This window comes from Rhodococcus sp. 66b (assembly GCF_002076325.1).
Taxonomy (GTDB): Bacteria; Actinomycetota; Actinomycetes; order Mycobacteriales; family Mycobacteriaceae; genus Rhodococcus_F; species Rhodococcus_F erythropolis.
The window spans coordinates 35448-50222 of the sequence record NZ_MUZB01000016.1; the positions used below are offsets into that span (position 1 = coordinate 35448).

General features: G+C 61.0%; 14 protein-coding genes. 7 read left to right on the forward strand and 7 right to left on the reverse strand.

The window, feature by feature from the left end; all coding sequences use genetic code 11:
- Positions 1-12: 12 nt before the first annotated feature.
- Entirely contained in the window at positions 13-1065 is a 1053-nt protein-coding gene (locus B0E55_RS25740; protein ID WP_080910735.1) for a C45 family autoproteolytic acyltransferase/hydolase, read from the reverse strand.
- 147 nt (positions 1066-1212) lie between these two features.
- Between B0E55_RS25740 and B0E55_RS25745 the strand changes: the two genes are divergently transcribed.
- Positions 1213-2679, forward strand: a complete 1467-nt coding sequence (locus B0E55_RS25745) for an aminotransferase class I/II-fold pyridoxal phosphate-dependent enzyme (RefSeq protein WP_080910736.1) — start codon at positions 1213-1215, stop codon at positions 2677-2679.
- 177 nt (positions 2680-2856) lie between these two features.
- Positions 2857-3624, forward strand: coding sequence for a GAF and ANTAR domain-containing protein (locus B0E55_RS25750; RefSeq protein WP_080910737.1), 768 nt, complete (start codon positions 2857-2859; stop codon positions 3622-3624).
- 188 nt (positions 3625-3812) lie between these two features.
- On the opposite strand, the gene B0E55_RS25755 is transcribed toward B0E55_RS25750, so the two are convergent.
- The 4 genes from B0E55_RS25755 to B0E55_RS25770 form a co-directional block, all read right to left on the reverse strand.
- The gene (locus B0E55_RS25755) at positions 3813-4040 is read right to left on the reverse strand and encodes a hypothetical protein (RefSeq protein ID WP_080910738.1); all 228 of its coding nucleotides are present in this window, start codon (positions 4038-4040) and stop codon (positions 3813-3815) included.
- A gap of 72 nt (positions 4041-4112) precedes the next feature.
- Positions 4113-4775, reverse strand: coding sequence for a superoxide dismutase family protein (locus B0E55_RS25760; protein ID WP_080910739.1), 663 nt, complete (start codon positions 4773-4775; stop codon positions 4113-4115).
- A 71-nt stretch (positions 4776-4846) separates the two neighbouring features.
- Positions 4847-7192, reverse strand: a complete 2346-nt coding sequence (locus B0E55_RS25765; RefSeq protein ID WP_080910740.1) for an ATP-dependent DNA ligase — start codon at positions 7190-7192, stop codon at positions 4847-4849.
- 722 nt (positions 7193-7914) lie between these two features.
- On the reverse strand, positions 7915-8346 hold the full coding sequence (locus B0E55_RS25770; protein WP_133053442.1) for an ATP-binding protein: 432 nt from the start codon (positions 8344-8346) through the stop codon (positions 7915-7917).
- 591 nt (positions 8347-8937) lie between these two features.
- Here B0E55_RS25770 and B0E55_RS31975 point away from each other — a divergent pair.
- Both B0E55_RS31975 and B0E55_RS25775 read left to right on the forward strand, forming a co-directional pair.
- Positions 8938-9093, forward strand: coding sequence for a DUF6131 family protein (locus B0E55_RS31975; protein ID WP_192713055.1), 156 nt, complete (start codon positions 8938-8940; stop codon positions 9091-9093).
- A 148-nt stretch (positions 9094-9241) separates the two neighbouring features.
- A complete protein-coding gene (locus B0E55_RS25775; protein ID WP_080910787.1) occupies positions 9242-9847 on the forward strand; it encodes a hypothetical protein in 606 nt (201 codons plus the stop codon).
- Positions 9848-10483: 636 nt separating this feature from the next.
- Here B0E55_RS25775 and B0E55_RS25780 read toward each other — a convergent pair.
- Positions 10484-11815, reverse strand: coding sequence for an aminotransferase class I/II-fold pyridoxal phosphate-dependent enzyme (locus B0E55_RS25780; RefSeq protein WP_198538452.1), 1332 nt, complete (start codon positions 11813-11815; stop codon positions 10484-10486).
- 158 nt (positions 11816-11973) lie between these two features.
- On the opposite strand from B0E55_RS25780, the gene B0E55_RS25785 reads away from it, so the two are divergent.
- Positions 11974-12600 carry an FMN-binding negative transcriptional regulator gene (locus B0E55_RS25785; RefSeq protein WP_080910742.1) on the forward strand — a complete coding sequence of 209 codons (627 nt, stop codon included), beginning with the start codon at positions 11974-11976 and terminating at the stop codon, positions 12598-12600.
- A 697-nt stretch (positions 12601-13297) separates the two neighbouring features.
- Here the strand turns inward: B0E55_RS25785 and B0E55_RS31555 are convergent.
- Positions 13298-13549 carry a hypothetical protein gene (locus B0E55_RS31555; RefSeq protein ID WP_133053443.1) on the reverse strand — a complete coding sequence of 84 codons (252 nt, stop codon included), beginning with the start codon at positions 13547-13549 and terminating at the stop codon, positions 13298-13300.
- A 190-nt stretch (positions 13550-13739) separates the two neighbouring features.
- On the opposite strand from B0E55_RS31555, the gene B0E55_RS25790 reads away from it, so the two are divergent.
- Both B0E55_RS25790 and B0E55_RS25795 read left to right on the forward strand, forming a co-directional pair.
- Positions 13740-14411: a GAF and ANTAR domain-containing protein gene (locus B0E55_RS25790; protein WP_108912741.1), complete on the forward strand. Its 672-nt coding sequence runs from the start codon at positions 13740-13742 to the stop codon at positions 14409-14411.
- A 38-nt stretch (positions 14412-14449) separates the two neighbouring features.
- Entirely contained in the window at positions 14450-14752 is a 303-nt protein-coding gene (locus tag B0E55_RS25795; protein WP_080910744.1) for a hypothetical protein, read from the forward strand.
- The last annotated feature ends 23 nt before the right edge of the window (positions 14753-14775 follow it).

Here is a 14775-nt window from a genome sequence, read left to right on the forward strand (position 1 = left end):
GGCCGTGATTTCCTAGCGTGTCTCCACCGTCCGAGGCTCACTCCAACTCGGCGTGATCCAGGGCTCCCGGTCCGGCAAACCGAGGCAGAATCGCGCTGTTGGTGGAGTGGTTACAAACTCGAAGACGACAGCCCCGAAAGTTTGTGTCCGGCGGCCGAAGCGAGGAGTTACGCACAGTGGCGCGCTGCGGTCGGCGAGAATGCGTTGTGCAGACTCGCCGTCGCGAGCACTGACCGCGTGCGACGTCAGAAAATCCATCCGAATCTTGGAATCGGCGATCCGTCCCTCATCGGTCAGTTCTCGTTCGGCAACGAGATCGATATCGTCGTTCGACAGCGAATGATTGGTGTGCAGCACCATCCGCGAATCTGGCAGGGTACTGTCTCGAACCTTCGAGGCTGAACACTCCACACCGTGGAAACCCCGCGCGTCCGCCACCGCATAGTGCTGCCCGCTCGCGTGAGAGACGCGGCGTAAGAAGTCGACGGCACGATCGCGCGAAACCTGCGCAAGCGCCCCTCGGATGACCGTCGCCACAGGTAATCCGACCTCGTTGTGGCGCAACATGCCAAGCGCGTTGACGCAAACACCGACGCCCGCATCGTTGACGCCGGTCAGTCCGATCATTCCCGCCGAGCTCAGCACGAGCGCGTTGGGGCCATACTCCGGACTGACGTGCAGTATTACCTGCGATTCAGTCATGAAATCCGGCAGGTCCATGTTTTGGGCGAGGAACACGCCACCTTCGCCGACCTGCCCGAGAACACTGCAGCCGAGCTCGAGGTGCTCGTGGTGTATCCACCACTGTTGATCCATAAAGTTGTACGCAAGGACTTCGGGCAAGGGGACGGCGGCGGCCTCCGCGATCCCCCGCATCTCCTCGGCCAAATCCGGCACCGAGGCTTCGACGGTCGCCAACAGTCCGTTCGCGGTGAGGTGCTCCCGGCTGTGAGCGCTTGTACCTTCCCGCCATCGCGCGAGCGCAGCGTGGATCATCTCGCGTGCTTGCTCACCGTGGGCGCGCCCACGTGTCCGTCCGTTTCCCGCGCACTCGATGACCGTCATCGGATGGACTCCTCTCGACGCGAACCTCCCTGTAAAACAGACTGACAGAGAATGTTTCGTGGTGAAAGGCCTCACGGTCAACGTCCACAACTTCGAGGCGGTGGTGACAGTTGTTCAAGACGCGACGTCAACGGGTAGGCCTTGTACATGGACCAGTCGCAGGCACCTATTCTGGACGGGTTGGAGGAGTACCACCGACTCGACCGATACGGATTTTCCCCACCGGGACACCGGCAGGGTCGCGGTGCAGACCGTCGGGTCATTCGGGTACTGGGTCCCGACGTATTCCGTTCCGACGTACTGGCTTCCGGTGGTCTGGACGACCGCAAGTCCCGCCACGGGTACTTGTCCAAAGCCGAACAGTTGATGGCCGAGGCAGTGAGGGCAGAGCGTGCCTTTTTCTCGACCTGCGGTAGTTCGCTGTCGGTCAAAGCGGCGATGCTGGCCGTGGCAGGAAATGATCCGGGAGGGCTGCTCGTCTCCCGTGATTCACACAAATCCATCGTCGCCGGCCTGATCTTCAGCGGGGTGACGCCTCGCTGGATCACACCACGATGGGACGAAGACATGCACTTCTCCCACCCGCCGTCGCCGGACGAGGTACTTGCGATGTGGAAGAAACACCCCGATGCGGCCGGTGCGTTGATCGTCAGCCCCAGCCCGTACGGGACGTGTGCGGATATCGAGGCCATCGCGAACGTGTGCCATGAGCGAGGTAAGCCACTCATCGTGGACGAGGCGTGGGGTGCGCATCTGCCCTTCCACGAGGACCTTCCGACATGGGCTATGGATGCCGGCGCCGATGTCTGTGTGGTCAGTGTCCACAAGATGGGGGCGGGGTTCGAACAAGGATCCGTCTATCACCTCCAGGGGGATCTCGTCGACGAATCTCACCTGTCGCAATGCGCAGATCTGCTGACGACAACAAGTCCAAACGTGATGTTGTACGCGGCCATCGACGGTTGGCGCAGACAGATGGTCGAACAAGGAAGGGATCTACTCGGCCGAGCTCTGACCCTCGCCCAACGCACCAGGGAACGGATCGCCGACATCGATGGCCTGAATGTGCTCGAAGGGCGACTGCTCGGAGAGGAAGCGTCACATGATCTGGACCGGCTGCAAATTCTTGTCGACGTCAGCGAGCTCGGGATATCCGGATTCCAGTGCACAGACTGGGTGCGCGAGCACTGTCACCTCGACCTGGGTATGCATGATCACCGACGCGTCATGGCCACGATGTCTATGGCCGACGACGAGAGCACTGCGGACCGACTCATCGCGTCCCTGTCGTCGATCGCACGTGTTGCGGGCGAGTTCGATCCGCCGCCGAAAATGTTCTTGCCGAACCCCGGCGAGTTGCAACTCGAGTCCGTGATGTCGCCGCGTGATGCCTTCTTCGGGCCCACTGAGATGATAGAGGCACGAAGAACGGATGGGCGTATTGCCGCCGAACAGCTGACGCCGTATCCGCCCGGTATTCCCGCCGTCGTGCCGGGAGAACGGCTCGGCCGGTCCGTAATCGACTACCTGCGAACGGGAGTCGACGCGGGGATGGAGATACCCGACGCCGCCGATGGTTCCCTCCGACACATCCGGGTGGTCCGAGAAGCCTGATTCGCCAGGCGATCTCGTTCGACATTCGTCAACATCCGCGACCCTGCATCAATGGCGAGGACCTTCACCTTTTGTCGCAATTTATCGGTTTTTGAGGGTATGGTCGGTGTATCGGTGAAGCCAGCGCCGCCACTTTCGAGTGTGCGCAGGACCTGATTCCTGCGGGACAGGACGGTCATGACCCTTTCCGAAGATTCAGCTTCCGATACGTCGTTAGTAGATATCACTGCGGAGCGCCCGTACCACTCCGATGAGATTGCCGAGGCGCTGGAGCGTTTCGGTGCGCTACTGCGGACGTCGATGGATTTGTCGACGCTGTTGCAAGCAGTGTCTGCTCAGATTGTTGCGACGATTCCAGGTGCAGACATGGCTGGTGTGACGACATTGTCTGCGGATTCCGGCCAGCCGGAGACAGTGGCGTGCACCGACGAGCGAGCAGTGGACGTTGATATCGATCAGTACCGCGCTGACGAGGGCCCGTGTTTGGAGTCTGCCCGCACTCGTCAAGTGGTGCGAGTGAGGGTAGAGGATGCGGCGCTGCGATGGCCGCAGTTCGCGGCGAATATTGCGGGGATGGGCGTGGCGAGTTTCCTGTCGGCTCCGTTGACAATCGACGAGCGTCATGTAGGTGCGCTGAATTTGTACGGTTTCGGTGATCACGGTTTCACGGAGATCGACGAGGTGTTGTTGCAGGTCTTTGTGGCCGCGGTCGAGGGCGCGGTGTGGAATGCGCGTCGGGCTGAGCAGTGGCGGTCCGAAGTCGACGGGCTCCGAGCGGCGATGAAGACGCGAGCCACGATCGATCAGGCGAAGGGGATGTTGATGGCGCTGCACGGGATTAGTGAGGATCGGGCATTCGAGGTTCTTGTGCAACAGTCCCAGCAGCGGAACATCCGGGTGGCCGTGCTCGCAGCAGAGGTCGTGAAATCGCTGACCACGCAGTGATCGGTGGGACATCGCCCTCCGGAGCGCGATGGAGCCGGCCCGCGACATGAGAGTGGCGATAATTCGCCCCGGCCGGTCTTGCCGGGCGACCTCCGCTTGATTCCCTCCCACGCGTGAAAGGGCCAGTCGGGGAGGCGTTGCTTCCGTCGACGAACTCAGCCAGTGCTGGGGATCATCGGAACCATTCGTCAGTCGGGCGCCCTGTCACCGGTGTCGATGGGTGGGCTGTCCTTGCGGTCGGCACGATTGCCCGGGACACCCTCCTGATGACGCTCCGCGGCCACCTGTTCCTCGAGATTGTCGACGAGTTCGCTGAGATCCTGGTCAATCGCTGCCTTCTCCGCAGGGGTCGAGCCGTCGTGCTGCTCGGATCGACTCGACGACGGGCGGAATGGGTCCTTCTTCGACTCGGACATCGAGGTTCCCCTTTCGTTGCGCACGCGGTGGTGCACTAACGGTTGACAGTGCGTGTAGAAGACTTCGCCTGCTCAGAAGTCTTCGTCGATGCATGCGAGCCGATTACCTGCCATGCCCGCCTCTCCCGACGCCGTCTTCGTCCGGTCGGCATGGATCACCACAGACCGCGCCTCACCTTCGCGGAACTTCCAGTCGACCGTGGCTGACGAGTGAGCACTACCGTTCGCATCGGTGGTGATGTCGAGCCAAACCTCGTTGGAAGGGTTGGCGTACGCCGAATCGGTCGATGGTGATTGGGCGGCTGCCGCCGGATCCACGTTGTTCTGATAATGCGGCCCGGAGTCCGCCGGGTTCGGGCCGCACGGCCGTGTATGCACGTGTACACCCAGATCGCGCTCGGGGGCAAGCCCGGAGACCTCGAATGTGACGGTCGTGCGGCCACCCTCGTTCTCGGATTCGACGTGGACCGCAGACCCCACAGGAACGACAACCTCGTCGTAGGTGAAAGCGTCGTCGTCACTCGCCTGACCGGGTGCCCGAAACACGTCACCGTCGAGACCCGGAAGAAAACTGGGAACCGTCGTTGTCAGGTCTAGCGGAGCGGGTGGTGTTTCGACAGTGGCATTGTCGTTGGTCGAGTCGTCACTACCGCCGCATCCGGCCGCGACCAGCGCGACGAGGAAGAGGCCTGTGACAATTGTAGAGCGGCGTAGATCCGTCCGTCGTGGTTGCATGATTTGGCAGTACCCGCTCGCGCCGCACCCATTCGTCGCCCGCGGTTTTCCCTCGCTGAGGATGCCGGCGCTTATTCGAACCGTACGTCGTCCGGACCCTTGTCCGGTCGCAGTCCGCGCCACGTCGGATGCCTGACCAGACCTGCCGTCGTCCATTCGGTGAACGCGATCTCGCCAACCAGCCGCGGCGTCACCCACACTGCGTCCTTTCGTTCGGCGGGTTTCAATTCGGCCGAGAAGGGGCTGGTTTTGCGCGACATGCGTTTCAACGTGCGGCTCAAGGTTTCGAGCGCCGATTCGGTGAATCCGGTACCGACCCGGCCGATGTAGCGCAGCCCGTCCTCGTCGGGGACACCCAACAACAACGAACCGAGGCTGTTGGCGCGAGCACCTTTGCCCGGCCGGTAGCCACCGACCAGGACTTCCTGGGTGCGCTGGTTCTTCACCTTGACCCAGGATCGTCCACGCTGGCCTGGCAGGTACGGGGAATCATTGCGTTTGGCGACGATTCCCTCCCAGCCGCGGCGGCGACTCTCGTCCAGGGCGTGTTCGCCATTGCCCTTCAGCCGAGCGGGCACGGTGAGCCCCTCGCACGAGGCGACGAGCTCGTCCAGTACTCGGCGCCGATCGACATACTTCTTCTTCATCAGTGAAGTTCCGTCGAGAAACAAGATGTCGAACGCGAAAAACTCCGCGGGGTACTTTTTCGCCGCACGTTCGATATCGGCTGCTCGTCGCAGGCCCATTCGGTTCTGCAGAGCAGCGAAACTCGTGACGTCGTGCGCGTCCAGTGTGACTATCTCACCATCGAGGACTGCGGCGTGTTCGCCGAGAGCCGGGCCGATCCAAGCGAGGTCGGGATAAGTGGATGTCAGGTCGAGCCCAGAACGGCTGTGCAGTCGAAGTTTTCCGTCGAATACTTCACCGACCGCCCGAATTCCGTCCCATTTGCCCTCGAAGGACCACTCGCCGGCGGCCAGGGTCTCCAGATAATCAGCAGGACGGAGGGTGGCGAGCATCGGCTGCAGACCGCGTGGTGGGGCACCGTGTTCGGTCGCCCCCTTCGACGGCTGTTCGCCATCGCCGGAAGGTATCGGCCGTTCGTCGGCCTTCTTGATCCTGTGCATCAACCATTGATCGGCCTTGGTATTGATCAGTGCATACTGCCCACGTATCCGGTCGCCGTGGAGTTCGAATACCAGCTTCCCCGTTTCCCACTTGATCGGGACATAACTACCGGAATCGAAAATCTCGACCCGTCCACCTCCGTACTGGTCGTCAGGGATGGTTCCCGAGAACATCCGGTAGTCGAGCGGGTGGTCTTCGGTCTGAACGGCGAGACGGTTGGTTCCCGGTTTGGCCGGGACCCCCTTCGGCACCGCCCACGAGACGAGAACACCGTCGTGTTCGAGTCGGAAGTCCCAGTGCAGGTTGGTCGCATGATGTTCCTGGATGACGAAGCTGGGTTCGTCGGGGGAATCCGACCCGTGCCCGTCGGTCGACTGTTCTGGCATCGGCTCGGGTGTCTGGCCTCGATGACGTTTGGATCGATAGGTGCGGAGCGAGTCCAGAGACTTCGGCAACAGGTCGCCGTCGCTTCGACATCGTTCGAGTACCTCGTCGAAACGTAACTGGCGCAGGCCTTTCTCTTCGAGTTCGGACCAATCCCGGGGCGCCGCGGCAGTCGGTTCGGCTCGACCCCGCAGCGAGTACGGTGCCACGGTCGTCTTAGCAGGGTTGTTCTGGCTCCAGTCGACGAATACCTTGCCTGAACGTTCGGTTTTCGCCATGGTCGCGGTCACCAGCTCCGGCCAGTCCTTGGCGAGTTGCTTGGCGAGCTTCTGGGCGAACTGCGACGGTTCCGAGTCTAGAGTCGTGATCAGCTCGGCGTACACGTGAATGCCTTTGCTCCCACTGGTCACCGGATACGACGACAGCCCTACTGCTGTGAGATATTCTCGAACTGCGAGGGCAACGCGCGCGCAGTCATAGAGTTCCACACCCTCGCCAGGGTCGAGATCGAAGATCAACCGGGTAACTGGGCCTGGCTTACCCTTGACGACAGTCCATTGCGGCACATGAAGTTCCAGCGCGGCGAGTTGGCCCATCAAAGCCAAGCCTGCAGTCGAATCGACAAGGGGGTAGTCGACAGTGCGGTCTTGGTGGTGCACAGAGAACCGCGGCACCCATTGCGGTATTGATGGCGGGACTTGCCGTTCGAAGAAGTAGTCCGAGTCGACACCATCGGGCCAGCGTTTCCTTGTGACGGGACGTTGCGAGAGATGAGGCAACATTGCCGGTGCGATCTCTTTCAAATATTCGATCACCTGACCTTTACTCGTCCCGGTATCGGGGTACAGCACCTTGTCGAGATGGGTGAGGTTGAGTCTGTGTCCATCGATCATTGTTGCCGGCATCGCGGAAATCTACCTCCTTGCGGTCCTCGGTTTCCTATGTGGAAGTGGTAGCCGATCCACGCACAACGAAACACGCTGGAAGGGTGCGAAAGTCGGTCATGCAGGCGTATGTTGCCCGCGTTTTACACTCGAAAGGCCCGGGCGCCAGGCGAGGAGATGGTGTGAAGGAGTGGCCAACGGGTCCCGATGATGTCGAACTTCTGGTGTGGACCGAATCCGAGGATCGCGAAGCTCGAGGCGATATATTCTGGGGAAACGAGGTGCCCGCTACACATTTCGTCATTTTCCCGGTGAAAGGACTACGACGCAGAAAGGCGTCGGCGGTGAGGGGAATGTATCCCACGCGCCGAATGCCGCTGCTGATGTTGCCCGAACCTGTTCTGTCGCCTCCTGAACATCATCCTTGCGGAACTTCTGAAAAATTGGCTGCTGCAGCGGAGTGCAGCGAGGTAAGCCACGAACGGCGGGCGCGCCGCAACACGCAGACTGGGTGCATTCGGGGGGCTTCCCGCATGCAGTGTGGCCATCGTCCTGGGGTGGACGGCGGGCGTCCTGGGGTGGACGGCGGGGTTACTGGGTGTAGCGCGCATGCCGATTGCGGATCTCATGGTCTGCAAGGACTCTGGAGTTCGCTCCGACATTGCAAAGGATTAGTCGCGACGATGGAGCGGCACCAAATTCTCTCTGGTGATTGCGGATCGGCTCCGGTGTGAGACATGTGTTCATGGGCCGGTCTGAAGGGCTTTCTCCATGATGATCGTGGCGGACAGCTCACCACCGCCGCTGGTGCCAGGTTTTTGGTCGAGTCCGACGTGGTCCACAAGCGCCTTCAGAACGAACCATTCGAATGAGGAAATGCTGGCATCGATTGGAAGGGTGATGTTGGCGCTGAGGGTGATTCGCAGCCTGGTGGGCTCTGCGACGTTGGCGAAGGCGCACACCAGGACGCTCGACAGTCCTGCGTGGTTGATGAGGATGGTCGCGGCCTCATTGACGGCGAGGACCAGATCCGCCAGTGCGTCCAACGAAGGGCGACATTGGGCGGCGACCGTGCGCACGGTGGCTCGCAGGACCGGCAGTTGGTCAGCGGAGGCTGGGATCGCGAGAGAGGGGGAGAACAAAGGTGAAACCTTCGCCCGCTCGAAAGACGTCACGTGAACCATGCTCCTGTTACCTGAGAATAGGCGTTGCGGCTCCGCGATGGCGTGTAGCGCCCTGGAAATGGGACACGCAACCGCAGTTCAAATACCCGCAGGACGTCGGCGCCAAACTCGTGGACAGTGGGCCGGCATGGACTGAGTGGATACCCCTGAGCGCTGCGAGTGTCCCGGTTCATTACTGCTCGGTAGGTTTGCGTGACGGTTCCTTCATGCTCACGTGGCAGTTGATCTCGCGCAGGCAGTCGGCCGGTATTGGCACCGCGAGTACCCCCTGTGCAACTGTGTTTTTCATCGAGTTAGCCATTGGTACGTCTGCCTGTACGAACTTCGTTTGCCGCAGCTCGAATCAGTGCGGTGCACGGGAGATGGGTGAAGGGGTCGTATTTCGAGTCCGAGGACGAGTGATCCGCCTACGCGGGACAAAATCCACGACCCGATCTCAGCAGACAACGCAGACTCGGCGGTCCGCAAATGGCGGGAGGACGGTAGGAATTCACAGTGCTGCTAGGGAAGTCGACGTTGTTTGAGGAGTATGGCGAGCGGGTACGTCGCCCTCGGTGGGGTGATCGGCTGAAGGAGGATGCCATGATCATTCTTGGAGTTGTGTTGTTGATCGTCGGCTTCTTGACGGGGATCTCGGTTCTGTGGACGATCGGCATCATTCTCGTTGTCGTCGGGGTCGTTCTGTTTGCGCTTGGTGCTGCCGGACATGCCGTAGGTGGTCGCCGGCACTATTACTGACCCTGCGGCACTGGACGCCAGGCCCGATCTCGACATCCGATTGTCTGATTGTGAGTCAAACTCGAGGATGGCGGGGTTGGAGGGCTCTCGGTTGTCGGGCAGCCCATGTTCGTTGCGCATCTCACATGTCACGGGCGAGGAGTGGAACATGTTCGATCGGAAGGCATCCCGAGAAGAGCGCGAGGACGCTCGCGCCGACGAAGTGGACGGCCGAGAGCCCGTGACCGGAACGGTTCACGATGTGAGGCCGCCCGGTCGGATGTGGGTGCCGCGCAGTCGGGGCGCTGTCAGCGGCATCTTGCTGATTGTCCTCGGGGTCTGGGGAGCGCTCATTCCCTTTGTGGGACCGTACTTCTCGTTCTCCTTCGTGCCGGATCAAGCATGGACGTGGACCTCGGGTCGGGGTTGGCTCGAAGTGCTCCCCGGGGTGGTCACTGTCATCGGTGGGATTTTGCTGTTGCTGAGTGCGAATCGCGCTGTCGCCAGCCTCGGAGCGTGGTTGGCGGTCGTGGGTGGCGCATGGTTCATCGTTGGCCCGACACTGGCGCCGGTGCTGCATCTCGGGGAGGTGGGGGCGCCGTCGGCGACCGAGCCCGCGATGAGGGCTGTGCAGCAGTTGGCATTCTTCGAGGGTCTCGGTGCGGTGATCTTGTTCCTCGGAGCAGCAGCGGTCGGACGGTTGTCGCTGCGCAGTCATCGTGATGTTGTACGCGCACGAGAACAGGTGCCGTTTGGCAGCGCTTCCTCTGAATGAGTGCTCTCTGTAGAGGTTTCACTCCTGGCGCCCACCGGGCTCGATGTCCCTTTTTGCGGTCCTTGTCCGGCAGAGGCAGCAAACAACAAGCGTCGTCATGCCCGCAGCATTACACGCGGGTGAAAGAAATGAAGCGGCAAAGACGATTTTGTGTGCTGGGCAGTTAAATCCCAATTCAGCTCGCGGCAGTGATGGCGCGAGTGCACGCTAAGGGTTCTCCCACGTCAGCGAGGGGGCTTCCGATATCAGGGCGCCCAGGTCCGGCGCAGTCGTTTTCGATTCGCCTCATTGATGTGGATCGGACTCGGCAACAGCCGCCAGAACGCTACTGAGCGTACTTGAGGAAGTGCTGGACACGGTTGTTCGCTGAGGCTCTCGGGGGTTCGAGGTCTGCCGACGGCTGCGACATCGACAACGACATATTCGATATTCGACTCGCCCGTGCAGAGCTTACCTTCATGGGAAAGGTCCCGGGCGCGAAGCGTTTCGTCCTTCGCGGATTTCGGATTGCCGAGACTTGCTGAAAGGGCCCATGCCAGTTAGTGGCCTACAAACCATCCTGCCCAACAACGAGTGTCAATCGGCATGCAGACTGCGGTGACCAAACGAATCCGTATCGGGCTCGCTGGGACCACCTCAGGTCTTCAGGATTCCGGCCAGGGCGTTCGCGAACTCACGCGCGTGGTCGGAGGTGATGGTGGAGGCGGTCACACGAAGTGCCCGGTGGCACTGACCCGGCGTCGCCGAGAACTGACTTCCGTCCCGCACGAGCCAGCCAGACTCGGCGAGTCGCTCGACAATCGGTGCGGAATCCCGATCCAGCGGAACCCAGACATTGAGTCCGTCGAAAGTGTCAGGAACCTCGATATCATGTTCTGACAGTGCAGATTTCAGAAGGGTTCGGCGGCGCTCGTAGACAGCGCGAGCATTGGCGAGGCCGTCGATCACCGTCGGATCACTCAGCAGTTCAGCACTCAAGCGCTGCTGCAGGTGACTGACCCAGTTGGCGCCCGACCGGAGATGAGTGCTCAGCCGAATGCCGGTGTCGAGGTCCGAGGCGACCACTGCCACGCGCAGGTCGGGCCCGAGAAATTTCGACACGGAACGAACAAGCGCCCACCGCGTCGTGCTCATCGGAGCGAGCCGACAGTACCGATTGCTGGACACGGCAGAGAAGTGATCGTCCTCGATTACCAGAACGTGAGGGAACTCGGCCAGGATGCTTCCGAGAATCGCCGCTCGGTCGGCGCTCATGCTGACCCCGGTGGGGTTGTGCGCACGAGGGGTGCAAATAATCGCGCGCACACCACTTTCGAGAGCACGCAGCAGCCCTTGCGGGGTAATACCCGAAGTGTCGATGTCCATCGGTACCGCTCGGAAGCTGTTGGCTTTGAGCGTTCCGATGCTCGCCAGGAAGCACGGATCCTCGATCGCGACGGCGTCACCTCGGGTCAAATGAGCGGTCAACAGTCGCTCGACCGCGTCAACGGCACCGTTGGTGATGGTGATCGAGCACGGCCTTGGAACCTCGTCCTCGATCGAGGAACGTGCCCAGGAATCGAGTAGAGGCTCGGTGGCTGCGGCGCCGTACAACCGGGGCGTGTAAGTGGTCCGGTCCAACGAGGCTCTGAGATCAGGCAGCAATGCCGGATCAGGATTTCCGCTGGCGAGATCCACGCTGCCAGGAAGAGCGATACCGCCTTCTCCTTCCAGGAACGGTATGGCTCGCACGAAGCTGCCGCGCCGGCCCTGTGTCTCCACAACTCCCGCCGCCACGAGCAAGCGATAGGCTCCGGCAACTGTGTTCCGGTGAACCTCGAGATCGTCGGCCAAGGCCCGTATGGGCGGCAACGCATCCCCTGGAGCCAGTACCCCAGCACTGATGAGATTGCGAATGCCCTCGGAAATCTCGCCCGCTGTCCCGCGGACGACATAGAGCCTCACCTGGTCCGCCACAGAGTTGATCACCTGGTCATCTTATTGGCACGTGACAAAAATAGTAACCCGTGTTTGGATTGTCACGTGACAAGCGGCGCTGGCTGGATTGAGTGCACGAGTGCGGCGGATCGTCTAGCGAACACATCGCCGGAAGTAGTCACCGCGAACAGGAACGACAAGGAGTTTTCATGATCTTGCCCGGAAAGTTTCGTCTCTCGGATGAGGCGATCGATGCTTCGTTGCGGGCTGGAGGTTTCGGCCACCTGATCACCCCCGGCCCAGAATCCCTCGAAGTGACGTCGATCCCGTTGCGGTACAACGCGGAGAATCACTCGGTCGAAGGCCACATCGCGCGCGCGAATCCGCACTGGCGATATGCAAACGGGGGAGAGACCGTCATCGTCTTACCTGCCACTGACGCCTATGTGTCACCGGAGTACTACCCGAGCAAGCGCGTGCACGGAAAGGTCGTCCCGACGTGGAACTACGAAGTTCTCTATATATACGGGCAATTGGTGACGCATGACGATGATCAATGGTTGCGCGAGCATGTTACGGCGCTGACCACCCAGCACGAGTCCGGTAGGCAGAAGCAGTGGACGGTCACCGACGCACCGAAGGAGTTCATCGATGCGCAACTACGAGGAATTGTGGGGCTCGAACTGCAGATCGATCGCGTCTACGGTAAGGCGAAGATGAACCAGAACCGCTCCCCTGAAGATCGCTCCGGCGTCATCCGGGGATTGGAGCAAGGCACACACTCCGAACGAGAGACGGCCGCAGCGATGATCGCCGCAGGTCTCGACGAGGCCTGAACATTTCGGGCGGCGGGCCGGCGAAGTCGCCCTCTCGCGCCGAGGTCCGGCCGTGCCCCAGGTTTTGCGTTGGCGCGCGCTGCGCAACGGGCCGACGACGCGTATGGCATGCGATGAAATGCCTAGCGAGCGCGATGAGCATGCTTAGGAAACCACGTTGGTGATGTCAACGTGCCGACGCGGCGCAGATCGTGTTGTGTACCCTCCCGCCCCGCCGTTAGAAGGGCGCAGAAGTTTTCGCGGTCCTGACGATGAATCGACCCTTCATCGTCTGCGGCGACGGAGGGAGACGGGCGCATCTGCGCGGGTGAAGGTTTCGATGACAAACGTATGGAGCATCCGGGCTCGAATACGCGGTGGAAGTGCCGTCGGGGGCGGATCGCCAACGTCAGTGCCCGTTTACGTGGCCGTCGTCGCGTGCGGTAAATATCTGCGACCGGGAAGCTCTCCTGCCGCTCAGGGGCGGAGCGATCGATGACGGTGAAGCGGCGACTGCCGAGATTGAATGCGATCAGGTTCAGCACTATCGCACACAAGATTGTCGCAGATTCGTACCATCGCCAGTATGTCACGTCTGTGGCGTCCCGAAGGGGCTCGCATGCCTCATCGTCGTTGGTGATGTAGGCGCATATCAGCGCTGCGCATTGTTGGACATGCGTTTCCGAGGACAAGAGCGGCTCCTTCGACGGCTAATCCGTCAGGCCGCCCGACCACACCATTGCTGACCTTCAGCAGTACCATTCTGGCAGTTGGCCGCGCGCCAGCTTCCGAGTATTGCTGACATTTGCTGCGCGTCTTTCTCCTGAAGATGCTGCTGAATAGTCTCGATCTTGAGCGCATACCCACGATTGTTTGAAGGCACGCAGATGAGGGAAGAAGCTCTAAATGGGTGCAGTTGATCAGGCTTGCCATCCGGGTCAGAAAAGGGCCGGACAGTGTTGCGATACATTGCCGACAACGTGCTGCTGCCCCCTGCCGCGATGGCACTTGGGAGGATGTGCATTCTGAAAGATGCCGTATTCCAATAGGTTTTGGAGAAAACTGCACCAACGCAACGCGAGCGGATTTACGCTCGGGAAAGTCCGTCGATGTCGATTTCGCTCTCTCCCTCGGGTTTTCCTCCGTCGGAGCCATTCGAGATGACGAAACAGCTCGTCAGTGAGCTCGTCCGCGAGACAGGGATCGACGGTGCCGGTGTCGCTGTTTTCGCGACCGCATCGACGCGAGATCTCGTGTACGCCAGCGACGGCGTCGCGGAGGAAATCGACGAAACGCAGTTCACTCTCGGGGAAGGCCCGTGCCTGGATGCTTTCCGCTTCGACAACCCCGAACTGCACGACGACATTTCAGGAGGCGCGGCGCGTGCGCGGTGGCCACTGTTCGCAGCCCAGGTGTTGGGGTTCGGTACGGCGAGGGTCTATGCCTACCCGCTCGGGGGTGGTGGGTCACCGTTCGGGGTACTCGAGCTCTATGGAAGTTCCCCGGCCGTCCTTGCAGCGCATGAGGACGTGACGTGTCGGTTGTTCGCACACAAGATCGCCCGTGCAGTGCTCGCCGAACTCGCTCCAGGCAATGTATTGAGCTCGGGAAGCGATGCCGGGGTGTTCCGCCGTGGAAACGTGAATGTCGCCTGCGGAATACTTGCTGCGTACCACAAGATTTCGGTAGACGAGGCGATGGTGCGGCTTCGCGCGCGGGCGTTCTCGCGGCAACGCCGCATCACTGCGATCGCGCAGGGCGTTATCGCTGGTGATCGTTTCGACACTGACAAGTGGCAGGGCGGGATGTCGCGCGATGTCGTCTGCGGTTGACAACGCGGCAACACCTGGTTGGAAAATGAGGAGGCAGAGTGGACTGGTTCGTGTCGGTTCGAGACGAGGACGCAGACGTTCTCGTATATCGCGGTGGTCGTGGGTTCGATCAGGGCTCCGTGATCGAACAGGTAATTGCTGCAGGTCAGGCCATTGCCTACCGCGAGGACGGTTCGGTTGTCGGAATTGTCGGGAAAGTGGTCATCGATGGTGTTTCACTGGATCCGATTCCGTTCGGAGACCTCAAGATCAATGCCGAGCAGATTCGTAGCTCGATCGCCACCCAACTCAATTCCCTACGCGACAGCGCTCCGGACGCTGACCAGTTTTCGGTCCGATGAGTTCGCCGCCGAGCTGAAGCTAC